General features: G+C 43.3%; 17 protein-coding genes and 4 pseudogenes. 7 read left to right on the top strand and 14 right to left on the bottom strand.

Going from position 1 to position 23,461, the window contains the following annotated elements; translation table 11 throughout:
- The 4 genes and pseudogenes from G5T77_RS09635 to G5T77_RS09620 form a co-directional block, all read left to right on the top strand.
- A pseudogene (locus G5T77_RS09635) lies at window positions 1-118 on the top strand (IS5/IS1182 family transposase); the annotation flags it as partial.
- Window positions 119-133: 15 nt separating this feature from the next.
- Window positions 134-637: pseudogene (locus tag G5T77_RS09630) on the top strand (SDR family oxidoreductase); the annotation flags it as partial.
- 227 nt (window positions 638-864) lie between these two features.
- Window positions 865-1,029: a hypothetical protein gene (locus tag G5T77_RS09625; RefSeq protein ID WP_166138732.1), complete on the top strand. Its 165-nt coding sequence runs from the start codon at window positions 865-867 to the stop codon at window positions 1,027-1,029.
- A 173-nt stretch (window positions 1,030-1,202) separates the two neighbouring features.
- On the top strand, window positions 1,203-1,880 hold the full coding sequence (locus G5T77_RS09620) for a type 1 glutamine amidotransferase domain-containing protein (RefSeq protein ID WP_166138729.1): 678 nt from the start codon (window positions 1,203-1,205) through the stop codon (window positions 1,878-1,880).
- Between the two features lie 100 nt (window positions 1,881-1,980).
- Here G5T77_RS09620 and aliA read toward each other — a convergent pair whose 3' ends face one another.
- The 4 genes from aliA to G5T77_RS09600 are packed head-to-tail and all read right to left on the bottom strand — an operon-like array spanning window position 1,981 to window position 6,478.
- A complete protein-coding gene (gene aliA, locus G5T77_RS09615) occupies window positions 1,981-3,648 on the bottom strand; it encodes a cyclohexanecarboxylate-CoA ligase (protein ID WP_166138724.1) in 1,668 nt (555 codons plus the stop codon).
- Between the two features lie 54 nt (window positions 3,649-3,702).
- Complete coding sequence (gene aliB, locus G5T77_RS09610; RefSeq protein ID WP_166138721.1) at window positions 3,703-4,860, bottom strand: cyclohexanecarboxyl-CoA dehydrogenase; 1,158 nt, start codon at window positions 4,858-4,860, stop codon at window positions 3,703-3,705.
- A 12-nt stretch (window positions 4,861-4,872) separates the two neighbouring features.
- Complete coding sequence (gene badI, locus G5T77_RS09605) at window positions 4,873-5,655, bottom strand: 2-ketocyclohexanecarboxyl-CoA hydrolase (RefSeq protein WP_166138718.1); 783 nt, start codon at window positions 5,653-5,655, stop codon at window positions 4,873-4,875.
- A gap of 58 nt (window positions 5,656-5,713) precedes the next feature.
- Window positions 5,714-6,478: a glucose 1-dehydrogenase gene (locus G5T77_RS09600; protein ID WP_166138714.1), complete on the bottom strand. Its 765-nt coding sequence runs from the start codon at window positions 6,476-6,478 to the stop codon at window positions 5,714-5,716.
- A 504-nt stretch (window positions 6,479-6,982) separates the two neighbouring features.
- Between G5T77_RS09600 and G5T77_RS09595 the strand changes: the two genes are divergently transcribed.
- The gene (locus G5T77_RS09595) at window positions 6,983-7,471 is read left to right on the top strand and encodes a MarR family transcriptional regulator (RefSeq protein WP_034706362.1); all 489 of its coding nucleotides are present in this window, start codon (window positions 6,983-6,985) and stop codon (window positions 7,469-7,471) included.
- Between the two features lie 86 nt (window positions 7,472-7,557).
- Here the strand turns inward: G5T77_RS09595 and G5T77_RS09590 are convergent.
- From G5T77_RS09590 to G5T77_RS09575, 5 genes and pseudogenes are all read right to left on the bottom strand, one after another.
- Window positions 7,558-8,178, bottom strand: a pseudogene (locus G5T77_RS09590) (MFS transporter); the annotation flags it as partial.
- Between the two features lie 39 nt (window positions 8,179-8,217).
- A pseudogene (locus G5T77_RS17200) lies at window positions 8,218-8,466 on the bottom strand (CoA-transferase); the annotation flags it as partial.
- Window positions 8,467-8,516: 50 nt separating this feature from the next.
- Window positions 8,517-9,752: an MFS transporter gene (locus G5T77_RS09585; protein ID WP_346773772.1), complete on the bottom strand. Its 1,236-nt coding sequence runs from the start codon at window positions 9,750-9,752 to the stop codon at window positions 8,517-8,519.
- 255 nt (window positions 9,753-10,007) lie between these two features.
- Window positions 10,008-11,219, bottom strand: a complete 1,212-nt coding sequence (locus G5T77_RS09580) for an acyl-CoA dehydrogenase (protein WP_171521891.1) — start codon at window positions 11,217-11,219, stop codon at window positions 10,008-10,010.
- Window positions 11,220-11,237: 18 nt separating this feature from the next.
- Window positions 11,238-12,392, bottom strand: a complete 1,155-nt coding sequence (locus tag G5T77_RS09575; protein ID WP_034171043.1) for an acyl-CoA dehydrogenase family protein — start codon at window positions 12,390-12,392, stop codon at window positions 11,238-11,240.
- Window positions 12,393-12,960: 568 nt separating this feature from the next.
- Between G5T77_RS09575 and G5T77_RS09570 the strand changes: the two genes are divergently transcribed.
- Window positions 12,961-13,797, top strand: coding sequence for an IclR family transcriptional regulator (locus G5T77_RS09570; protein ID WP_004785687.1), 837 nt, complete (start codon window positions 12,961-12,963; stop codon window positions 13,795-13,797).
- 162 nt (window positions 13,798-13,959) lie between these two features.
- Here the strand turns inward: G5T77_RS09570 and G5T77_RS09565 are convergent, their stop codons facing one another.
- From G5T77_RS09565 to betI, 5 genes are all read right to left on the bottom strand, one after another.
- Window positions 13,960-16,158 carry an OsmC domain/YcaO domain-containing protein gene (locus G5T77_RS09565; RefSeq protein WP_166138705.1) on the bottom strand — a complete coding sequence of 733 codons (2,199 nt, stop codon included), beginning with the start codon at window positions 16,156-16,158 and terminating at the stop codon, window positions 13,960-13,962.
- Between the two features lie 355 nt (window positions 16,159-16,513).
- Window positions 16,514-17,284, bottom strand: coding sequence for a hypothetical protein (locus G5T77_RS09560; RefSeq protein WP_166138702.1), 771 nt, complete (start codon window positions 17,282-17,284; stop codon window positions 16,514-16,516).
- A 127-nt stretch (window positions 17,285-17,411) separates the two neighbouring features.
- On the bottom strand, window positions 17,412-19,067 hold the full coding sequence (betA, locus tag G5T77_RS09555; protein WP_166138699.1) for a choline dehydrogenase: 1,656 nt from the start codon (window positions 19,065-19,067) through the stop codon (window positions 17,412-17,414).
- Window positions 19,068-19,077: 10 nt separating this feature from the next.
- On the bottom strand, window positions 19,078-20,553 hold the full coding sequence (gene betB / locus G5T77_RS09550) for a betaine-aldehyde dehydrogenase (protein WP_159122946.1): 1,476 nt from the start codon (window positions 20,551-20,553) through the stop codon (window positions 19,078-19,080).
- 21 nt (window positions 20,554-20,574) lie between these two features.
- The gene (betI, locus tag G5T77_RS09545) at window positions 20,575-21,153 is read right to left on the bottom strand and encodes a transcriptional regulator BetI (protein ID WP_005235723.1); all 579 of its coding nucleotides are present in this window, start codon (window positions 21,151-21,153) and stop codon (window positions 20,575-20,577) included.
- A gap of 271 nt (window positions 21,154-21,424) precedes the next feature.
- On the opposite strand from betI, the gene G5T77_RS09540 reads away from it, so the two are divergent.
- Window positions 21,425-23,461 (top strand): choline transporter, encoded by a 2,037-nt coding sequence (locus tag G5T77_RS09540; RefSeq protein ID WP_166138696.1) that lies wholly within the window; start codon window positions 21,425-21,427, stop codon window positions 23,459-23,461.

The raw sequence follows: 23,461 nt of genomic DNA, 5'->3' as shown, positions 1-23,461 counted from the left end.
AAGCAATTTAGAGGAATAGCTACTCGATATGACAAGCTCAAAAGAAATTATCAAAGTTCTGTTGCCTTAGCCTGTATATTTTTATGGCTACCTTTATAGGGTTAATTATGAACAGTAAGTGTCAACAGACCCTAATATTCTGGTAAATAATGCAGGTGTGCAGTATCCGCAGGACAGTATTACCGATATTTCTCCAGACCAGTTATTCAAGACCTTCAATGTCAATATCCTGTCCATGTTCCATCTGACTCAGGCGGTACTTCCACATATGCAGGCAGGTGACAGTATTATCAATACCACCAGTATCACCAGCTATCATGGACATGACACACTGATAGACTATTCAAGCACCAAAGGTGCGATTACTTCTTTTACCCGCAGCTTATCTACCAATCTGGCGAAAAATAAAACCGGAATTCGTGTGAATGGTGTTGCACCAGGCCCAATCTGGACACCACTCATTCCAAGCAGCTTTGATGAAGAACAACTGGAAGATTTTGGTAAACAGACACCAATGGGACGTATGGGACAACCGAGTGAAGTCGCTCCTGCCTATTTATTTCTGGCCAGTGAAGAAGCCAGCTATATTTCAGGTCAGGTCATTCATGTAAATGGCGGCAGTATTATTAACGGCTAATCAAAGTTTGAAAGTAGATAACAGCCTTTCTAGCTGTTATCTACTTTTTTCTAAAATATTTAATACGTTTTAGTTTTAGAATCTTTGAAAAACAGAATTTGATGGATATCTATAAAATTCATCTTAAAGCTATAAAACAATTCAAACAAATCCTGACAGATGATTACCCGCGCCAAAATCATCCCTTGTTATAGTGATTTCAGACTCTACCTGATGAGGATTCTAAAATGTCTAGAGGTGATAAATCAGCTTATACCGAAAAGCAAAAACGACAGGCTAAGCATATTGAAGACAGTGAAAAAGATCGTGGTCGTCCTGAAGACGAAGCAGAGCGTATTGCCTGGTCGACTGTGAATAAGCAGGACGGCGGTGGCAAGAAAAAGAAAAACTGAGCTATCCAAAGTTCAAGGAAAGTGATGCTATTGATTTAGCATCAATTCAACTATCTAGATTTTATTCCTTTTATTTTTAAGCAATCGAAAAAGTCTGATGGCCTTAGGTATTCAGATTCTTTCCTCTGTTTTGTTATTCCATCAAATCATTCAAGATAATTTTAAGGAAAAATATGAAAATTCTGATTGTATTAACCTCCCATGATCAACTTGGCGAAACGGGTAAAAAAACCGGATTCTGGCTCGAAGAACTGGCTGCTCCTTATTACACTTTTATTGATGCAGGCGCAGACGTAACGTTGGCCTCTCCAGCCGGTGGCCAGCCACCACTTGATCCAAAAAGCAATGAACCTGATGCGCAAACCGAAACAACCAAACGTTTTGAAGCAGATGAAGTGGCCATGCAGGCTCTTGCCAATACGCATAAATTAAGTGATGTGCTGAATCAGGATTTTGATGCGATCTTTTATCCGGGTGGTCACGGACCGTTATGGGATCTGGCCAATGACCAGAATTCTATTTCCTTAATTGAACAGACTCTACAGGCCAATAAACCTGTGGCACTTGTCTGTCATGCACCGGGTGTGCTTCGCGATGTTAAAAATGCAGAAAGCCGACCTATCGTCGAAAGTAAATCAGTGACCGGTTTTAGTAATACCGAAGAAGATGGTGTTGGTCTGACTGATATTGTACCATTTTTAGTTGAAGATACGCTAAAAGAAAAAGGCGGACAGTATTCCAAGGCTGAGGACTGGCAAGTGCATGTACAGCAAGATGGCCTGTTAATTACCGGACAAAATCCAGCATCTTCTGCTGCAACGGCTGAGGCGCTGTTAAAGTTATTAAAATAATTTCATCCAGATATAAGTCATTGGAGACCAGTTACTTATTTGCTGGTAAAAAACCCTGATGTGATGTCACATCAGGGTTTATTCGTTTTATGTTGAGATTCTAATTCGCTACTGCTGCTGTTGATGCAATGTGCTGGGCCAGTAATTCTCTGAGTTTAAATTTCTGGATTTTCCCCGATGGCGTCATTGGAATCTCGTCCCAAATTTCCAAACGTTCTGGAATATATTGCACTGCCAGATTATGGGTTTTCAGGAAATCGACCAAATCATTAAAACTTAAAGACTGTGCTTGATCTTTTAACTTGATAATCGCACAGGCACGCTCACCTAGCCGTTCATCTGCATAGGCCACTAAAGCGACCACCGCCACATTGGGATGTTTATATAAAAGTGATTCAATTTCTGCGACCGGAATATTTTCACCGCCACGAATGATTACATCTTTTTTACGGCCACAAATCCGGATATAACCTTTCTCATCTTGATAGGCGATATCGCCCGTATCAAACCAGCCATCTGCATCGATATCATTTAAATGAGCACGTTTAAGATAACCGCCAAAACCGGAACAAGCACGAATCATCAAGCGACCAGATTCATTTACCGGCTTGGTCTGTCCTGTTTTATCGACAATTTTGACGTCTACACCCGGTAAGGCAATACCATCAGTATTAAAAGAACGTTCATCGTCATCTTCTGGACAGGTAGTAGTGACCGCGCCACATTCAGTCATTCCCCAGGCTGAAATCACTTTGACCCCTAAACTCTCCCGAGCTTTTTGTACCAGTGGTCCTGGAATAGGCGCACCAGCACAAAGGAAAATTTTCAGTGAATCGACTTTGTCATGCTGTTCAGCCACAGTATTGGACAGGTCGTTCAAAAATGGCGTTGAGGCCATAGTGAAATTCACCTGATGCTGATGAATCAAGTCGACTGCTTTGGATACATCCCAGACATCCTGTAATACCACTTTGGTATTGAGCTGAATCGGCATCATCAGGCCATACATAAATCCGGTCTGATGCGCCATCGGTGACGCCATCAATACCACATCATTTTCAGTTAAATGTAGTCGCTCGGCATAAGGCACAATATTGGAAAACAAGGTATTAGCGGTATGCATCACGCCTTTCGGTTCACCTGTAGTGCCAGAGGTAAAGATCAGTTGGGTAATATCATCCGGGCCAGATTCCAGCCCATCTAGTGCAGCAACGGCTGCAGCATTCTGTTCCAGACCATGGTTGAGTAACAGGCGATCAAAATTATTCTCGCCATCCCCATTCACTACAACTACGTGTTTTAGGGTGTCCAGCTTGTTGTGTAGCTGATTGGCCAACTGTTCATGGCCAAAATTACGAAAGATTTTAGGCACAACAAATACTTTAGATTCACCATGTTTAAGCATGAATTCCAATTCACGTTCACGGAATATCGGCATGAGTGGATTCAATACGGCGCCAATACGGCTACAAGCCAGATACAGCAAGGTAAATTCCCACCAGTTCGGCAACTGGCAAGACACCACATCATTTTTCTCAATACCCAACTGTTTCAAGCCCAGCGCAATTTTGTTGGTCATGTCCCAAATCTGCTGGTAGCTGAAAGTCTGTTCAGTTTGATTCTCGACCTTAAAACTCACTAAAGCTGTTTTGTCCGGATTTTTTTCTACCGCGCTGCGTAAAAAATCGAGAATTGTTTGATTGAGCCAGTGTCCTTGTTTGAGCATGGCCTCTTTTCTTGTCGGGATCAGAACCGCATCGAAATCCATTCGCTTACTCCTTATTTTTTATAATAGTCTTATTTTGGTGGGGGCATACTTTCCTTAAGCTGGTACAGCCTTACGTCCTGCCTTATGCCGAGCGATAATTGTTTTCATGATCTGTGCTGTTCCGTCGCCAATCTGGAAGCCCAGCACATCACGCATGCGCTGTTCCATCACACCGCGATCATAACCGGCATGACCAAAGGTCAGCAGGCATTGATGAATCACATCATAGGCCAGTTTCGGCCCCCACCATTTACACATGCCTGCTTCAGAGGTATGTGGCAGATGGTTGTCTTTCAGCCATAAGGTTTGTAGACAAAGTAAGCGTGCAGCTTCAACCTGCGTTTCATATTCTGCTAACGGATGGGAAACACCCTGGAAAGCAGTCAATGGCTGACCAAAAGCTTCACGTTGCGCAGCATATTCCCAAGCCTCATCCAGACTGACGCGTGCAACCGCCAAAACTTGCAGACCAATCAGGGCACGCGAGAAATCAAAGCCCTGCATAACCTGAACGAAACCTTTATTTTCATTGCCCAGACGATGATTTACTGGTACACGGACATTGTCAAAGAAGATCGAACCGCGGCCAATCGCACGCTGACCATGGCAGTCAAATCGTGTGGTGCTGATGCCTGGTAAGTTCATTGGAACTAAAAGCGCCGTAACACCATGGGCTCCGCTCTCATTTGTACCGCTGCGGCCAAAGACCACTGAAGCATCTGCCTGATCGGCTGCTGAAATCGAAGTTTTTTCACCGTTAATGACATATTCGTCGCCATCACGTTCAATCTTTAAACGTAAATTTGCTGCATCAGAACCACCTCGCGGCTCGGTCAAGGCAATTGAGAAGATAGCCTCGCCTGCAGTGAGTTTTTTCAGCCAGGGCTCAACCACTTCAGGCTGCCCATGTTCGGCCAGAATTTGGCCATTTAGGGAAGCAAGCAGGTTGATATAGGAGAAACTTAAATCCGCTTTGGCAATGGCTTCATGGATAATCCCTGCTGCCAGTCGGCCCATACCCTGACCACCGTATTGTTCAGGGAGTTCGGGGGCTATAAAGCCCATTTCCCCCATTTTTTTCACCAGATCACGATCAAAGACTCGGCTTTGATCACGCTCCAGAAAACCGGGAGCCACATATTTCTGGGCAAATTTTTCTGCCGTTTCAGCTAAAAGTTCTAGATCTTCGGTGATATAAGGATTCTTTTTCATTGATCAGTCTCCTTATTTAGCATACTTACGGAATTCAGGCTGACGTTTTTCTTTCAGTGCATTGACGCCTTCACGAGACTCTTCAGTATCGTAATAAAGTTTTAGCGCATACATGCCCATGCCAGCGATCCCTGCCTGATGTGCGGTATCCATATTGAAACTGCGTTTGGCAATCGCGATTGCGGTCGGACTACGCTGACAGATTTCTTCGCCCCATGCCTGAACTTCTGCATCGAGTTGATCTGCTGGTACACATTTATTGGCCAATCCAATTTCAACCGCTTCCTGACCAGAATAACGGCGGCACATGTACCAGATTTCACGGGCTTTCTTCTCACCCACGACGCGTGCTAAAAATGCTGTGCCATAACCTGGATCGACTGAACCCATTTTTGGTCCGACCTGACCAAAGATTGCTTTATCTGAACAGATCGTCAGATCACAAATCGTGGCCAGTACATTACCTCCCCCAATCGCATAACCTTGTACGCGCGCAATTACCGGTTTGGGGACATCACGAATGGCGGTATGCAATTCTTCCATCGGTAAACCAATGGTACCGCGACCGTCATAATTACCATCATGCGCAGACTGATCACCACCAGTACAAAACGCTTTTTCACCCGCGCCGGCCAATACAATCGCACCAATATTACGGTCATAGCCTGCCTTATTTAAAGCCTTGATCAGTTCATCACAGGTCGTACCACGAAAGGCATTCATTTTTTCTGGACGGTTAATCGTGATCCAGGCTACACCGTTTTTTACTTCATATAAGATATCTTCAAAATTCATGTTCATTACGTCCTGTACTGTTTTATCTGTCTAATTTAGTGTTAATTAATTTGATGCTTTAACCATTCATGGTCAAACCGCCAGAGACACTAAGGACCTGTCCGGTAATAAAGCTGGCATCTTCACTTAAGAAAAAAGCAATCGCAGAAGCTAAATCATCCGGCTGACCCAAACGGCCCAGTGGAATGGCACGAACAAAGGCTTCACGTAATTTTTCGGGATTCGATGCACCCTCAGTCACGCCTGCAAGTAAAGCGGTGTCTGTTGGGCCTGGGCAAATCACATTAATTTTGATGTTATGGCGTGAATGTTCGCGTGCCAGAGTTTTGGAGAAAGATAGCAATCCTCCCTTACAGGCAGCATAGACTGCTTCGCCCGAAGAACCGACACGGGCTGCATCTGAGGCAATATTAACGATGCTGCCGGAATTACGTTCGACCATGCCTTTCAGCACAGCAAAGTGCATATTCAGCATACCGACCAGATTGATCTGGATCAGTTTCTGCCATTCGTCTGGGGTGCTTTTAATGAAGGGTTTAAAAATGTCCCAACCAGCATTATTCACTAGTCCATCGATCGGGCCTAATTCAGTTTCCGTTTTTTGAACCGCCTGTTCAACGACGTCACTTTGGGTAATATCACATTGAATCGCCAGCGCCCGACCGTATTGATTAATTTCATTTGCCAACTTCTCGGCAGCTTCCAGATTCATATCAAAAATAGCAACTTTAGCGCCTTCTTCTGCCAAACGTCGGCAGGTTGCGGAACCTATTCCGCCTGCACCGCCTGTCACAATCACGACCTTATCTTTTAATCCTTTCATTGTTTTATCCCTACGCTATTTGTTGTCGAATTTAATCGGCTATTGTTCTAATTCGGTGTGTTTTATCTAAAATAGAAAGAGATTGAATTTATGTCAACATATTTACATAAAATAATATTTTTATTTTTATAAATGTATAAATAACAATTATTTAATAATTTTATTTATTCAATGTATTGACCTATATTGACTTTTATCTTTAGAGTAACCAATATCTCGTCCCAGCTTATTACTAAACTATTTCTATTTAATGAAGGATGTTTTATTTCTTTAGATTGCTAGATGACTGCCTTGCTATTCAGCTAGGGAACGAACTGAGACCGTGAATATCAAGAGAGATATTTTGAATTGTTCAACTGCTTAGTACAGGATTTAAAGGTGCAGATTTTTGCTAAAACACTATGATTTTTAAAACAAATTATAAAAGAAACTGAATTATGCGAAAAAGCGATAGGTTATACTTTGCGCCGTTTAGCTATTTCAGTTTTGAGGATGTTGCATATAGTGAGTGATACTTTGTCAAAAAAATATGATCAATCCTTATATTCCGCTCATAACCGGCTGTTTTTCCGTCTGTTTCAGGTGGGAAACAGTCTGGATCGAAAATGCTTAAATGAGCTAAAAATATCTCCCGTGCATTGGGCGGTGCTCGGTGCCCTGTCTCGTCCTAAAGTTAAGTCTGGTATGTCTTTTTCAGATCTGACCGAATATCTGGGTGTAAGCCGACAAAATCTGGATGCCGTCTTAAAACGACTGGAACGTGATGGACTGGTAGAGCGTGTTATCAATGAACAGGATCGACGTGCCAAAATTGTTGCGCTTACCACGGAAGGTTTTCAGACCTGGGATAGCCTGCAGGATGATTTTTTTGAGTTTTATGGACAAGCCTTAAATAAACTGGCTTTTGATGATGTGATTACCCTGATTCATTTACTCAATAAAGTAAATGATGGTCTGAAAAGTATTCATCTGCAAAAAGAGTCGGACCAATAAAAAATAGAAATCTTATTTTTAAATTAAATAGATAAAAAATGAGCCCTTATGAGGCTCATTTTTAACATCATTGTTTAAAATGATCATTATGCTTTTTGTGGGTCATATTGACGATCTTTGATAAAGATCCCAGACACTGCACCACACAAGAAATAGGCACCGCCCATAATCAGGAAGCCCAAGCCAATTGAACCACCACTCGCTGCTGCGCCAATAATCGCAGGCGCAAACATGGCCCCAATACGCCCTGCATTATAAGCACCACCGACTGCTGTACCGCGGATTGACGTCGCAAAGCTTTCAGTCATATAAGTTGCGTTAATTGCATATGGAATACCATAGAGGAAACCAAAGAAAATCAGCAGATAGGCAATATTATCGGGGGTGTTGAACAGCACAATGACCGGTAGAAAAATCGCCGTACCAATCGCGCCAAAAGAGAAAACGGCGCGTCGACCTAAACGGTCTGCAGCAAAACCGGCCAGAACTTTACCAAAAATCATGGCGACATAAGTCCCGATCATATAGCCCGCCATTGATTTAAAGTTCATGTGTAATTCAGATTCTAGATAAGCCGGCATCCAGTTATTTACACCGTAATAGCCAAACTGCAGGAACCCAGCCGTAAAAATCCATAAAATAAACATTTTACGATTCGCAGGATCTGCAAAGATTTCTTTAATGGTACTTTTCTTAACAGGTTGTTTGGTGGTTTCTTCAGCGGGTGCATATAAACGCAGCACCTTGGAGTTATTGGCACGAGGAAATGAACAGATCATTTTTTTCACCAGTCCTGACAATAACAGGTTGGTTAGACCACGGTCACCAGAAGCTGCATTATTATTAATAATAGTCAGATCTTTAGGACCCATATCAATCAAAGCTTCAATCAGTTCGATTGGCTGTCCTGCCAGACCGAAGCCACTGGTCATAATATGTGCACCATCTGGAATCTGCTTCAGTATGGTTTCGATATCCTGTGTGATTTTATTCATTTAATTGCTTCCTAGCATCTTCCTGTCTTTATAAATGTTTGATTAATCAATTAGTCAGCTTTTTGTGGGTCAAATAAACGGTTTTTAATGAAAATCGCCGGGATCAGGCCACAAATAAAATAAGCCACACTCATGATGAGTAGACCTGTACCAATTGATCCACCTTGCGCAAAATAGCCGATAGTTAAAGGTGCCAATACTGCGCCTAGACGGCCAATGTTATAAGCGCCACCTGTAGCTGTACCACGGACTTTGGTAGAGAAACTTTCAGTCATATAAGTCGCGTTAATGCCATATGGAATACCGTAAAGGAATCCGAAAAACAGCATCAGCCATAAGATATTGTCCGGTGTGTTGCCAAAGACAATAATTGGAATAAAGATTGCAGTGCCCATGGTACCGAAAGCAAATACTGCACGACGACCAATTTTATCCGCAATAATGCCTGCGATCACTTTGGTACACATCATGATCAGGAAGGTCCCAATCATATAGGTGGTCATTTCTTTAAATTTAATACCTAAGTCTGATTCCAGATAAGCCGGTAACCAGTTACTTACGCCGTAATAACCAAACTGTAAGAATGCGGTGCTGAACGACCAGAGGATGAACATGCGACGGCTTAAAGCATCGGCAAAGATCATTTTGAAGGTATTCTTCGGCTTTTCCTGCACTATGCCGCTGGCTTTGGCTGCCAATCTTTCTTGACGTGCCTTTAACCAGGCTTGTGGTTCTGGTACCAGGAAGAACATGCCAATCGCAAGAACAATCGGAATAATGGCAATATAGTAAAGATAACGCCAGCCTAGCTCTGGAAGCAGCCATCCTGCAAGTACAGTGGCAACGACTGAACCAAGTGTCCAACCTGTCATTAAGGCAGCAAGTACTGTAGAACGATATTTTGTTGGCACATATTCTGCCATTAGCGTATTACAGGCAATATAGAGGGCACCCAAGCCAATTGCTGAAAAGAATCGCAACCACTTAAATTCTTCATAGCTTTGAGTAAAGCCTAGCCAGAAGGTTAATGAAGAGAATAAAGCGATCGCAATCACAATCACCCGAACTCGTCCAAAGCGGTCACAAGCCCAGCCACCAAAAAAGCCACCAATGGCCATACCAGCAAGTGTCCAGCTACCGAGTGCACCTGCCTGAATACTACTTAAAGAAAATTCTTGTTTGAGGCTGGTTAGACTGTAGGCTAATAGTGCAAGATCTGCACCGTCTACCAATAACGCTAAAAATGAAAAGATAAAAGCCAGAATCCAGACCTTTTTCTTAGGCATATTTTCTTCTGGTAGAAGGTTTTGTTGTGAATTAAGCGTATTCATAATGTCCTTTACACTTTGCTGGCACTCCTGTGCCTTTTAGAAGTTTATGTTTCACCTAATTAATTAAATGAAACATAAAGGGTTTGATTGATCTTTAATTCTGAATCTGACTAGATTTTTAAAATCCATCCCAGAACTGGATTGGCTGACTTCAATAGAAGTCAGCCAAAACAAACTAGCCAGCAATGCTGGCTAGAGGTTGATCTGCATTTAGTTGGAGAATGCAGCAATTCCTGTTTGAGCACGACCTAGAATCAAGGCATGTACATCATGGGTACCTTCATAAGTGTTGACCACTTCCAGATTCACCAGATGACGAGCTACACCAAATTCATCAGAGATCCCGTTACCACCCATCATGTCACGCGCTAAACGGGCAATATCCAGTGCTTTACCACAGTTATTACGTTTGATCAGTGAAGTACCTTCGACTGATGCAATGCCTTCGTCTTTCATACGGCCAAAACGTAATGCTACTTGCAGACCCAACGCAATTTCAGTTTGCATGTCTGCCAGTTTTTTCTGGATCAGCTGATTCGCAGCCAATGGACGACCGAACTGTTTACGGTCCATGGTGTATTGATGCGCTGTATGCCAGCAGAATTCAGCTGCACCCATCGCACCCCAGGCAATGCCATAACGCGCACTGTTCAGACAGGTAAATGGACCTTTTAGACCACGAATTTCCGGGAACGCATTTTCTTCTGGTACAAATACATTATCCATCACGATTTCGCCGGTGATCGAAGCACGTAGGCCAACCTTACCGTGAATCGCTGGTGCAGAAAGCCCTTCCCAGCCTTTTTCTAGAATAAAGCCACGAATATCACCGACATTGCCTTCAGGAGACACTTCTTTTGCCCAAACCACAAAGACATCAGCAATCGGACTGTTGGTAATCCACATTTTCGCGCCCGTCAGACGGTAACCACCATCCACCTTTTTCGCACGGGTAATCATGCTGCCCGGATCTGAACCATGATCTGGTTCAGTCAGACCGAAACAACCGATGTATTCACCGGTCGCCAGTTTTGGCAAATATTTCTGTTTCTGTTCTTCAGAACCAAATTCATTGATTGGCACCATCACAAGAGAACTTTGCACACTGGCCATAGAACGGTAACCTGAATCCACACGTTCTACTTCACGGGCAATCAGACCATAGCTGACATAATTTAAGCCGGCACCGCCGTATTGCTCAGGAATGGTTGGACCCAGCAGACCGAGTTCACCCATTTCACGGAAAATGGTTGGATCAGTTTTTTCATGGCGGAACTGTTCTAGTACACGTGGCATCAGCTTGTCCTGACAGTAAGCATGCGCGCTGTCACGGATCATGCGTTCTTCTTCAGTCAGTTGCTGTTCCAGTAAAAATGGATCTTGCCAGTCAAATCTAATTCTTGTGCTCATTAATATTTCCAATATTCTAAAATCTGCTGCTTAAGCGGTCGCTTGTTTAATCATTTCACGTGCGATGATGATTTGCTGGATTTGAGTAGTACCTTCATACAGACGGAATAAACGCACATCACGGTAGAAACGTTCAATTGAATATTCACTGATATAGCCTGCGCCACCATGAATTTGCAGACAGCGATCCGCTACACGGCCACACATTTCAGTGGCAAACATTTTCGCGCATGAAGATTCAGTGGTCACATTCTTACCTTCGTCACGCAGACGAGCAGCATCTAGAACCATACATTTCGCTGCATAAATCTCAGCTTTAGAGTCTGCCAGCATGCCTTGGATGAGTTGGAAATTCGCAATTGGTTGACCGAACTGCTTACGTTCCACTGCATAATTTAAAGCGTCTTCCAGCATACGCTCTGCCATACCTACGCTATAGCCAGCAATGTGCAGACGGCCTTTATCCAGGACACGCATTGCAGTTTTAAAGCCAATGCCTTCAACACCACCGATCAACTGATCTTTATGAACTTTACAGTTGTCAAAAATCACGTCACAAGTGTATGAACCGTGTTGACCCATTTTTTTATCAATTTTGCCCAGACTTAGGCCCGGTGTATTCGCTTCTACCAGGAATGCAGAAATGCCGCTTGCACCTTTGATATCAGGATTGGTACGCGCCATCACCGTAAATGTCGTTGCACGCGGTGCATTGGTAATAAAACGTTTGGTACCGTTTAAAATATAGTAATCCCCATCTTTAACCGCGCTGGTTTTTAAAGATGCAGCATCTGAACCTGAATCCGGCTCAGTTAAACAGAATGAACCAATGATTTCACCAGTCGCATAACGTGGCAGGTATTTCTGTTTTTGCTCTTCTGTACCGTCAATCACGATCCCGCTTGAACCGATCCCGTTATTGGTCCCGATCAAAGAACGGAATGCAGCCGATGTACGGCCTAATTCCATTGCGACCAGAATTTCCTCTTCCATGGTGATACCTAAACCGCCGTATTCCTCTGGAATAGTTAGGCCAAACAGACCCAATTCTTTCATCTGCTCGACAATACGCTCAGGAATCGCGTTACTTTCTTCAACTTCATGTTCTAAAGGGACTAGTTCATTTTTGACAAAGTTACGAATAGTCGAAAGAAGTTGCTCGAGCATTTCCGGATCGCGAATCATAGGGATCTCCATCTTATTTAGTTCATCTGGGTAAATTCCTTTACCCTTTAATTTTAGTTTCGTAATACGAAATAAATAATCATAAAAATTCATTTTGAGCAAGAAAAATTATTAAAAATTTTATTTTTTAAGCAAAAAAGCAAATTTTTCTAGCTTTAATTAAAAATTATAGTTAGAATTTTATTTCACAATGCGAAATTTTTAGATTGTTAGTAGATTTAGAAAAGAGTTAGATGATCTGAATCAGATCATAATTGATTCTATAAAAGCGCAGCGAGATAAAAATGTTTCAATTAAATCGTGCTGATGATTCTCGTTTTGATTGGCTCCATTTTCCTGAAATTTTATCTGGCTAACTTTAAATTTTCTAAAGATACTTAAAGATCATTACAGGTCTCAAAAACCTGTAAATTCTGCATCGTTTTTAGCTGAATAGCGCTAATTAACTTAAATACAGATAAAGTGAGCACTTTTTTATTTATTTTTATCATTAATAGAAGTGTTTTATTTTGTATCGTGAAATTTAATTGCTATCATATTTATTAATTTACCTTTAATTGCTCTGACCATGACAAAAAATAAAACTGGCGAAATACCTAATTTTGATGAGATCCGTTTAGATCCGATTTCACATATTCATAGAGAAAATAACCCACAATTTATCGCGTCTATTGCACGTGGTTTAGAAATCCTCAGATGTTTTTCCGCAACGAATCAATTACTGGGCAACCAGGAAATTGCACAACTCACTAATCTGCCAAAACCGACTGTTGCCCGGATCACCAGCACGCTGGTTTCTTTAGGTTATCTAAAACAGTTACCGAATACGACCAAATACCTGTTGGACGTTGGTGTATTGGCTCTGGGTTATGCGGCGCTCAGCAATATTTCGGCACGTACACAGGCTTATCCATTTATGGAAGAAATGTCACGTTATGCGCAAGCGCCTGTCGCCATGGCAACACGTGATCGTCTGAGCATGATTTATTTGGAAGTCGTTCACACAGAGTCTACTTTGACCATGCGTCGTCCAGTTGGCTCTACCCTGCCTATTCATAGTAGTGCGATGGGTCGTGCCTGTCTGGCTGCGATGGAAGTTAAAGAACGTGAGTATCTGTTTGATGCCATCAAGAAAAGAAATGAAGATCAGTGGCCAACCATTAAGCGTAATTTAGAACGTGCTATTCGTGATTATCAGGATTATGGCTATTGCTTATCTCTCGGTGATTGGGCCAAAGATGTGAACTCTGTCGCAGTACCTTTAATTCACCCTAAACATGGTATTTTGACCTTTAACTGTGGTGCCCCAACTTATTTACTCAATCAGGAAAAACTGGAAAATGAAATCGGTCCTCGTCTGATTCATATGGTTAATAACATTTCCCTGACTTTAAATAATATTTAAGCTGTTATTTAAGATTTAAATGGGCGGCAATGATCGCCCTTTATTTTTTCTTTTTTAAATTACTTCTAAAATTTTAGAGCAATAGAAAAATAGCCCATTCTAAGATGGGCTATTTTTTTAAAGATTTAAAGACTAGCAAAGTCAGCTAATCATCTTCACTTACTACGCTGCTACAAACTTGGCACGCGCTGCATGGAGTTTCTTGTAACTATCAATTAAACGTAGATGACGATCCAGACCTTCAAGCTGCATATTGGTTTCAGCTAAACCGTAGAAACGTACTGTGCCTTCTACTGAACCGAGGACTGCATCCATACGGGCATCGCCAAACATACGACGGAAGTTGTGTTCATAGTCTTCCAGTTCCATTTCATCATCCAGAATGACTTCAAGCACTACATTCATGCACTGATAGAACAGGCCACGTTCAACCGTGTTGGTATTGTATTGCAGGAACTGCTCAACCAGATCTTTAGCTTCTTCAAATTGCTGTAACGCCAGATAGATCAGCAGTTTTAGTTCCAGAATGGTTAACTGACCCCATTCGGTATTTTCGTCAAATTCAATCCCGATCAGGGTACGGATCTCGGTGTAATCATCTTCATCTGCTTCTTCCAGACGTTCAACCAGAGCTCCCAGCTGTTCATCATCCAGACGATGCAAGTTCAGGATATCTTCACGATATAAAAGCGCCTTATTAGTGTTATCCCAAACTAGATCTTCCACCAGATAAATTTCAGAATAACCCGGCACTAGAATACGACAAGCGGTTGCACCTAAATGCTGATAGACCGCCATATAAACTTCGTGGCCCATCTCTTCCAGAATGGTAAACAATTCCTGCGCTTCATCGGCATTTGAGTTTTGGCCATTATTGGTGAAATCCCACTCAACAAAATCATAGTCAGATTTTGCACTGAAGAAACGCCAAGACACGACACCACTTGAGTCAATAAAGTGCTCAACGAAGTTATTTGGCTCAGTAACTGCATTTGAACTGAAGGTTGGTTTTGGCAGATCATTCAGGCCTTCAAAACTACGGCCTTGTAACAGTTCAGTCAGACTACGCTCTAAAGCGACTTCAAAGTTTGGATGGGCACCAAATGAAGCAAAGACACCACCCGTACGCGGGTTCATCAAGGTCACGCACATCACCGGGAACTGACCGCCTAAAGAAGCATCTTTGACCAGTACTGGAAAGCCTTGTTCTTCCAAGCCTTTAATACCTTCAACAATTTTCGGATATTTTGCCAATACGTGTTCAGGGACATCTGGAAGTGCCAGTTCGCCTTCCAGAATTTCGCGTTTAACCGCACGTTCGAAAATTTCAGACAGACATTGCACTTGAGCTTCAGCCAAAGTATTGCCCGCGCTCATACCATTACTGAGGTATAGATTTTCAATCAGATTCGATGGGAAATATACAGTTTCACCATCAGACTGACGTACAAATGGCAATGAACAGATACCGCGTGCTTTATTGCCCGAGTTGGTGTCATACAGATGAGTACCTAGTAACTCATCTTCAGGATCATAAATTTCACGGGTATGTTCATCTAAAACTTCGGCTGGCAGTTCACCATTTGGACCTGGCTGGAACCATTTTTCATCCGGATAATGCACAAATTCTGCATTGGCAATATCTTCACCCCAGAACTGGTCGTTATAGAAGAAGTTACAGTTCAGACGTTCAATGAATTCACCCAGTGCAGACGCCAGCGCACTTTCTTTGGTTGAACCTTTACCATTGGTAAAGCACATTGGTGACTGAGCATCACGAATATGCAGTGACCAGACATTCGGTACGATATTACGCCAAGATGCAATTTCAATCTTCATGCCGAGTCCTGCCAGAATCGCAGACATATTGGCAATGGTTTCTTCAAGTGGTAAGTCTTTACCCGGAATACAGGTCTGGCTGTCTGAAGCCAGATTTGGCATCAACAAAGCCTGCGCATCGGCATCAATGCTTTCAACTTCTTCAATAACAAATTCAGGACCGGTTTGAATGACTTTTTTGACGGTACAACGGTCGATCGAACGCAAAATCCCCTGACGGTCTTTTTCAGAGATATCAGCCGGTAGCTCGACCTGAATTTTAAAAATCTGTTTGTAGCGGTTTTCAGGATCGACGATATTGTTTTGGGACAGACGGATATTATCGGTGGGAATGTCACGCGCTGCACAATAAACTTTAACGAAATACGCCGCACACAGCGCAGATGAAGCCAGAAAATAATCAAATGGACCTGGCGCAGAACCATCACCTTTATAGCGAATCGGCTGATCGGCGATTACCGTGAAGTCATCGAACTTGGCTTCTTGACGAAGATTATCGAGATAATTGACCTTAATTTCCATGTGGATACCTAAATATTCTTATGTGCCGCCACGGACAGATAAGATGCTAAATCTGAATATACAAGCCGAATCACGGAGGAGAATTTGACTCAAAAATAAAAATAACCCGGGTTAAACCTTCAACCAGTTAGTTTCAGGATAAGCTCGAGTAAGAATGGGCGCTATTATAGAATCATTTTATGAAATTGATAATGTTTGCTCGAATTTCCTGCAGATTTATCAAAATATCTGTTAATTAAATATTCAGAAAATCTGGCTTTAAGCCGGGAACAGGCTGTTTTTATTGATACTTGCTGTTCCCGACTGGATTTCATGGACTGCGAAATGCATATTTTAAATCAGATCAAGATCCAAATTAAAAGTCATAGCCAATGCCAAACACAGCGAGATCGCGCTGCTTATCACCGAAACGGTCGTAACCACCGAAGATATAATCACCAGACAAGGTCAATTTCGGCGCAACTTCATAACTTAATCCAGCAGTTGCATAACGGAAAGCATGCTGTTTTGTGGTATTACCTAGCTCATTACCTTCATATTTACCTTCATCATTAAAATAACCACCTGCTGCACCGACATGTGCACCAAGCTTGTCATTAATCTGATGGGTTAAATCCAAGGTATAAAAAGTATCGCCCTGATTGGCATAGGCCACATCATATAAATAGGTCGACACACCCGCTGTAACACTGGTCTTGTCATTCAGTGCACGACTTACATTCAAACCTAATTCATTTGAAGTGGTATGGCTGCCACCCGGATAATAATAGGTCGCATCCCAAAAATTCCAGTCGTAGTTTTCACTGCTATAGGTATAGCCCACGATAAAATCATGTTCGACTTTATCACGGCGATGTGATTTCTTGCCTTCCAGTTCTGGGTAGGAATAACCTAAGGTTGAGCCCCAGTAACCGACATAAAAATTACCATAAGCCAGATTCAGCGCTGCCTGTAAGGCAACGTCATCATTTTCTGGTGCATTGGTCAGACCACGGGAGATGTATTTAGAAACTACACTGATGTTTCCACTGGTTTCAATTTTTTTTGCGTCTGCATCATCTGCAAAACAATAAACACTAGAAACAGCAGCACAGCCGAAAAGGACTGTTTGTTTGAAAATTCTCATAAAATATAAATTATATTAAGCAAAGAATGGATAACACTGAAACCAATTACAGCCCTATCCAGCTTTGGGTAAAAATAAATTCCGCTATATTCCTTGATGCAACAAGCGACAAGAATATAGCCATGACTTAAGCGCGTGGGGCCCGGTAGAAAGGCGCTGTAGAAGCAGGTAATGCCTGCTTGCCACGGATATGATCTGCAAGCTTTTCAGCCATCATGATCGTGGTTGCATTGAGGTTACCTGTAATAATGAGCGGCATAATTGAAGCATCGATGACACGCAGGCCTTGCATCTCATGCACACGCCCATAACCATCGACAACTGCCATATCATCCTCACCCATTTTACAGCTACAGGACGGATGATACGCTGTTTCTGCATGATTACGAACAAATTCATCAATTTCTGCATCACTTTGCAGATTTTTGCCCGGACTGATTTCTTCACCACGATATGGATCCAAGGCTGGCTGATGCATAATTTCACGGGTAATGCGGATGGCATCACGGAATTCACGCCAGTCCTGTTCGGTACTCATATAGTTGAACAAAATACTTGGATGCTCAAACGGATCTTTGGATTTCAGACGAACTCGGCCACGAGATGGTGAACGCATGGAACCGACATGGGCCTGGAAGCCGTGCTCATGGATAGCATTGGTCCCATTATAGTTAATCGCCACTGGCAGGAAGTGATACTGGATATTTGGCCATTCGAACTCATCCGAAGAACGGATAAAGCCCCCCGCTTCAAACTGGTTGCTGGCACCAATGCCTTTGCCCAGGAATAACCATTCTGCGCCAATCATGGGTTGGTTATACCATTTCAATGCCGGATATAAGCTGACCGGTTTTTTGCACTTATATTGTAAGTACATTTCCAGATGGTCTTGCAGGTTTTCACCCACACCCGGCAGGTCCTGAACCACCGGAATATCCAGACTTTTTAACAATTCAGCCGGACCTATACCAGAGCGTTGCAGGATTTGTGGAGATGCAATTGCACCTGCACATAATAGAACTTCACGATCTACAAAGACCTGAATCGGCTGTAAGGTATTTTGGCCTTCAAAATATTCCACGCCAATGGCCTGATTACGATTAAACAGAATCCGGTTGGTCATGGCATGGGTAATAATGGTGAGATTATCCCGGCCTTTGGCCATATCCAGATAACCACGTGCCGTACTGGAGCGACGGCCTTGTGGTGTCACAGTACGATCCATCGGGCCGAAGCCTTCCTGCTGATAGCCATTCAGGTCATCGGTACGTGGATAACCTGCCTGCACTCCAGCTTCGACCATGGCATGAAACAGCTCATTATTACCATTCTTAGGTGTTGCGACTGAAACCGGACCTGAATCGCCGTGATAGTCATTGCCGCCAATATCGCGGGTTTCAGCTTTTTTGTAATAGGGTAGACACTGCGCATAGTTCCAGTGTTCCAGACCTTTAAAGCTGGCCCACTGTTCCAGATCCATAGCATTACCACGGATATAGCACATGCCGTTAATCAGTGAAGATCCGCCCAGACCTTTACCACGGCCGCATTCCATACGGCGATTGTTCATGTGGGGTTCTGGATCGGTCAGATAGGCCCAGTTATAACGGCGGCCTTGTAATGGATAAGCTAAAGCAGCCGGCATCTGGGTTCTAAAATCCAGACGATAGTCCGGGCCACCTGCCTCAAGTAATAGCACCTTAGTATCTGGGTCTTCAGTTAAACGCGCTGCCAGAACATTACCCGCAGAGCCCGCACCGATAATAATATAGTCGTAATTCATCAAATCCCCCTTATGCGCTAAATACAGACTGGAAAGGACTGAGTTCGACCTGAACCGATTTGGTCTGGGTGTAGTGCTGCAAAGTGACTAGACCATTTTCACGTCCGACACCGGAATGCTTATAGCCACCGACCGGCATTTCTGCAGGTGATTCACCCCAGGTATTAATCCAGCAGATACCTGCTTCTACCTGATGAATAATTCGGTGTGCACGGGCCAAGTCTGGTGTGACGACACCTGCGGCCAGACCATAATCGGTGTCATTGGCACGACGAATGGCTTCTTGCTCGGTGTCATAACTCAGGATACTCATGACAGGACCGAAGATTTCTTCACGCACAATGGTCATGTCATCGCGGCAGTCGGTAAATACGGTTGGCAGGACATAAGCCCCTTGGGCAAACTGTTCATCCTCAGCACGGCCGCCGCCACATAATAGGCGTGCCCCTTCTATCTTGCCTTTTTCGATATAGCCCAGCACTTTTTCCATATGCTCAAAGCTGGACACTGGGCCGAAATTGGTTTCAGGATCGAGAGGATCACCCATACGGATATGTTCAACACGCTGCAAAATCTTTTCTTCAAATTCTGCTTTCAATGCCAAAGGTACAAAAACGCGAGTACCGTTGGTACACACCTGACCGGAGCTATAGAAGTTGGCCATCATGGCAATATCAGCCGCCAGATCCAGATCGGCATCTTCACAGATAATCAGCGGAGACTTACCGCCCAGCTCCATAGTGACTTCTTTCAAACTAGAATTGGCAGCTTGCGCCATAACTTTTTTGCCGGTAGAAACGCCACCAGTGAACGACACTTTGGCAATATCAGGATGCGAAGTCAGATAACCCCCAATTTCACCACTGCCGGTAACCACATTAAAGACACCATGCGGTACACCGGCTTCAGTATAAATTTCTGCCAGTTTCAGCGCAGTTAAAGGGGTAACTTCACTGGCTTTGAAAATCATGGCATTGCCTGCAGCGAGTGCCGGTGCAGATTTCCACAATGCGATCTGAATCGGATAATTCCATGCGCCAATTCCAGCGACAACACCCAAAGGTTCACGGCGAGTATAGACAAAGGAACTGCTTCTCAGCGGGATTTGCTGGCCTTCAAGAACCGGTAGAATCCCCGCATAATATTCGAGTACATCTGCACCTGTCGTAATATCAACAGTCGATGTTTCACTAAAGGCTTTACCGCTGTCCAGGCTTTCTAATTTTGCCAGCTCATCATTACGTTCTCTTAAAATGGCGACTGCCTTATTTAAGATGCGCGAACGTTGAATCGCGGTCATTTCTGCCCAGACTTTTTGCCCTTGTTGTGCAGATTCAACCGCACGATCGATATCATTTTTTGAACAGACCTGCACTTCAGCCAGGACTTCGCCTGTTGCAGGGTTAATAGTTTGAAACGTGCTATTGGACGTTGCATCGACATATTGTCCATGGATATAAGGACGTTGCAGTTTGAATGTTGTCAATGGAATTCCCTCGCAGATTGTTTATTTGAGTTGTTGCCGGATATATTCACTACACAGTTCAATCGGCAGTTCTGGATCAATTTCGCCACTTACTAAAGCACCTCTTAGCCAGAATCCATCAATGAGTGCAGCCAGACCTTGTGCTGCCTTCTCAGCTTGATCCTTACTCAGCTTTTTCATGAATTCATATTTAAGATTGGAATGTAAGCGGTAATGGTTTATTTGCTGTAAACGATGTAAATCAGGCTGGTGCAGACTGCTGGCCCAAAAAGCCAACCACACCTTCATGGCCGCTTTATCCGTTTGTGGAGCAGTAAAATTGCCACGCACAATCGCCAGTAAGCGTTGTTCAGGAGCGTCATTCACCTGTGACTTGATTTCAGCAACAGACTTACCTAATTGCTGCAATAAGTAACGCATTGTGGCTTCAATTAACCCATTTTTACCTTGAAAATAATGACTTATGATGCCGGTTGAGACACCTGCCCTCTGAGCAATCTGACTAATTGAAGCTTCTGCAAAACCTAGCTCATTCACTGCAGCTAAGGTGGCATCGATCAGTTGCTGACGACGGATCGGTTGCATACCAACTTTTGGCATAGGACTAACCTGAATAACGGATGTAGCAATAAAAAATCATTCTGCTAAAGCAAATAGCTGAATGATGTAACAATTCATAAACGCTTTTTTAATTGAACGTTCAATTAATAAAAATTATAGTGCCAGCTCACCCTTGATGTACAGCGCAGTTTGTTTTGGATTTGCAAAAGTTTGTAATTCACGAAAACAAGGAAGCTTTAGGGCCAGTTTTTGCTTTTAAATCACACTGCACTGTAGATCATCCGGCAACAAAAACGATGGTCAGAGATTTATGCAAAAGAAAAACGAAGAGGTGCAAGATAGTCTGAATAAGGTAGTCTTTTATTGTTCGGCGACGCTTATTCTGCTGTTTTCTATCATCACGATTTTATTTAATGAACAAGCCAATCTAGTCATTATTAATATTTTAAACTGGGTCAGTAGTACCTTTAGCTGGTATTACCTGCTGGCGGCAACGCTGTATCTGGTTTTTATTGTCTTTATCGCCTGCTCACGTTATGGCGAAATCAAGCTTGGTCCCAAACATTCTAAACCCGAATTCAGCCTGCTGAGCTGGTCGGCCATGCTGTTCTCAGCCGGGATCGGGATTGACTTGATGTTCTTCTCGGTCGCTGAACCCCTGTCGCACTATATGAGTCCACCAGTCGGTGAAGCTGAAACCTTTGAAGCCGCGCGTCAGTCCATGGTCTGGACCCTGTTTCACTATGGTCTGACTGGCTGGAGCATGTACGCGCTGATTGGGGTTGCGTTGGGATATTTCAGTTATCGCTATAATTTACCACTGACAATTCGCTCTGCGCTTTATCCTATATTTGGAAAAAGAATTAATGGCCCGATCGGCCATACGGTGGATACGGCTGCAGTACTCGGTACGATTTTTGGTATTGCCACCACCTGCGGTATTGGTGTGGTTCAGCTAAATTACGGTCTGCATGTCCTGTTTGGCTTGCCGGAAAATATCTGGATTCAAACTGCATTAATTGGTGTTGCAGTCATTATTACTATTATTTCCGTCACTGCGGGTGTCAATAAAGGTATTCGGGTTCTGTCTGAAATTAATATCTATGTATCAATCGGGTTGCTGCTCTTTATTCTCTTTATGGGAAATACAGAGTTTTTATTAGCGGCTCTAATTCAGAATTTTGGTGATTATCTCAGCCAGTTCCCGAAACTCTCTTTAAGCAGTTTTCCTTTTGAGCAGCCTAAAGAATGGATGAATAGCTGGACCCTGTTCTTCTGGGCATGGTGGATTGCTTGGTCGCCGTTTGTAGGTCTGTTCCTGGCACGTATTTCCCGTGGTCGTACTATTCGTGAATTTGTCACCGGGACTTTGGTTATTCCTCTGTTATTTACCCTCACTTGGTTGTCTATTTTCGGTAACAGTGCTTTATACAGCGTGATTTTTGATGGTAATACTCAGCTTGCGACAACTGTTTTAGAAAATCCGGCACATGGTTTTTATGACCTGCTGGCACAGTATCCAGGTTTCACATTTCTCGCAGGTGTCGCCACCATTACAGGTTTGCTGTTCTATGTGACTTCAGCGGATTCAGGGGCATTGGTATTGGGGAACTTCACCACTAAATTCACTAATATTGAGCATGATTCACCGCGCTGGCTCAGTGTGTTCTGGGCCATTGCTATCGGTTTGCTAACTTTGGCAATGCTCATGGCGAATGGCGTGACAGCATTGCAAAACACCACCATTATTATGGGCTTACCTTTTAGTTTCGTGATCTTCTTTGTCATGGCCGGTTTGTATAAATCCTTGCGGCTTGAGGATTTCCGTCAGGCCAGTACCAGTCTGAATGCTGCACCAGTCGTCGGTAATGTTGACATCTTTAACTGGAAGAAACGTCTGAGCCGGGTGATGTTGCATCCAAGCCTTTCACAGACTCGCGCCATGCTGGATGACGTCTGCAAGCCGGCCATTGAGGCAGTTGCGACTGAGTTAACCGATAAGGGTATTCAAGTGAATATTCAGGAAAAACCGCTTGAGGAAGAACCTGAACTGTATCATCTGGATCTCACCATTCAGCTGGATGAAGAAGAAAACTTTGTCTATCAAATCTGGCCAGTACGTTATGCCACACCGAACTTTAGTTCACGCGGTAAACGAACTAGACGCTATTACTATCGTCTGGAAAGCTACCTGTTTGAAGGCTCTCAGGGTAATGATCTGGTCGGTTATAGCAAGGAACAAGTCATTAACGACATTCTAGATAAATATGAACGTCATATGATGTATCTGCACATCAACCGGATCAGTCCGGGTAAACGTCCACTTTTCCCTGATCGTGAAATCTAG

This window comes from Acinetobacter sp. GFQ9D191M (assembly GCF_011174875.1).
Lineage (GTDB): Bacteria > Pseudomonadota > Gammaproteobacteria > Pseudomonadales > Moraxellaceae > Acinetobacter.
This window is presented reverse-complemented; position numbering and strand designations above follow the sequence as displayed.

Bases quoted from the DNA above. Each gene is read 5' to 3' on its own strand.
- G5T77_RS09625 (WP_166138732.1), top strand. From the start codon at position 865: ATGTCTAGAGGTGATAAATCAGCTTATACCGAAAAGCAAAAACGACAG.
- G5T77_RS09620 (WP_166138729.1), top strand. From the start codon at position 1,203: ATGAAAATTCTGATTGTATTAACCTCCCATGATCAACTTGGCGAAACG.
- aliA (WP_166138724.1), bottom strand. From the start codon at position 3,648: ATGGATTTCGATGCGGTTCTGATCCCGACAAGAAAAGAGGCCATGCTC.
- aliB (WP_166138721.1), bottom strand. From the start codon at position 4,860: ATGAAAAAGAATCCTTATATCACCGAAGATCTAGAACTTTTAGCTGAA.
- badI (WP_166138718.1), bottom strand. From the start codon at position 5,655: ATGAATTTTGAAGATATCTTATATGAAGTAAAAAACGGTGTAGCCTGG.
- G5T77_RS09600 (WP_166138714.1), bottom strand. From the start codon at position 6,478: ATGAAAGGATTAAAAGATAAGGTCGTGATTGTGACAGGCGGTGCAGGC.
- G5T77_RS09585 (WP_346773772.1), bottom strand. From the start codon at position 9,752: ATGCCTAAGAAAAAGGTCTGGATTCTGGCTTTTATCTTTTCATTTTTA.
- G5T77_RS09575 (WP_034171043.1), bottom strand. From the start codon at position 12,392: ATGATTCGCGATCCGGAAATGCTCGAGCAACTTCTTTCGACTATTCGT.
- G5T77_RS09570 (WP_004785687.1), top strand. From the start codon at position 12,961: ATGACAAAAAATAAAACTGGCGAAATACCTAATTTTGATGAGATCCGT.
- G5T77_RS09565 (WP_166138705.1), bottom strand. From the start codon at position 16,158: ATGGAAATTAAGGTCAATTATCTCGATAATCTTCGTCAAGAAGCCAAG.
- G5T77_RS09560 (WP_166138702.1), bottom strand. From the start codon at position 17,284: ATGAGAATTTTCAAACAAACAGTCCTTTTCGGCTGTGCTGCTGTTTCT.
- betA (WP_166138699.1), bottom strand. From the start codon at position 19,067: ATGAATTACGACTATATTATTATCGGTGCGGGCTCTGCGGGTAATGTT.
- betI (WP_005235723.1), bottom strand. From the start codon at position 21,153: ATGCCAAAAGTTGGTATGCAACCGATCCGTCGTCAGCAACTGATCGAT.
- G5T77_RS09540 (WP_166138696.1), top strand. From the start codon at position 21,425: ATGCAAAAGAAAAACGAAGAGGTGCAAGATAGTCTGAATAAGGTAGTC.